Below are 597 nucleotides of genomic sequence, written 5' to 3'. Positions count from 1 at the left end.
GCGAACAACGACGCGTTCGCGGACGCGAGGGCCGCCCCGCGGGCCAGGGCCGTCTCCGGTTCTTCGGGCGCGCTCACTACGAGCGAGGTCGCCCATTCCAGCGTCGGCTTAATCGGGGCGATGTCGACACCCGAACCAATCAAGAAGAGGCCGCCCGGCCCCCATTCCAGCCCGTCCAGCCCCGAGATCATCTTGGTGAGTTGTGCGGTGGCCTCGGCGTAGGACTCCGCGTAGATCTGTTCTCGATAGAGGTCGACGATGGAACCGTCGGAGGTCTCGACGACGGCCAGCGTGGCGGCATCGGGCTCGACGAAAAGCACCGCCGTGCGCTCGTAACCCATTGCGCCGCCGACGAATTGACCGAGCGCCGTCGCGGCGAGAAACGTCGAGACCAGCATCACGTTCTCGAGCTTGTGGGCGGTCAGCGCGTCGCGCAGGGCGGCCGCTTCGAGTTGATCCGTCCACGTGACCCCGATAGACGACAGCTCGAGGCCGGCATCGGCGGCGCCCTCACGCGTGCCCAGGATGGCGGCGATCACTCGATCAGACGCGCTGACGGTCGGTAAGTCGTCGCCGGCGCTTGTCGCGAATTCGTTG

1 pseudogene is annotated in these 597 nt (G+C 67.0%); it reads right to left on the bottom strand.

The features are described from left to right. Positions 1-597 (bottom strand): annotated as a pseudogene (locus A5736_RS07095) (hypothetical protein); the annotation flags it as partial.

This window comes from Mycobacterium sp. SP-6446 (assembly GCF_001954045.1).
Lineage (GTDB): Bacteria > Actinomycetota > Actinomycetes > Mycobacteriales > Mycobacteriaceae > Mycobacterium.
The sequence above is the reverse complement of the archived record's forward strand: the minus strand, read 5'-3'. Positions and strand labels throughout refer to the sequence as shown.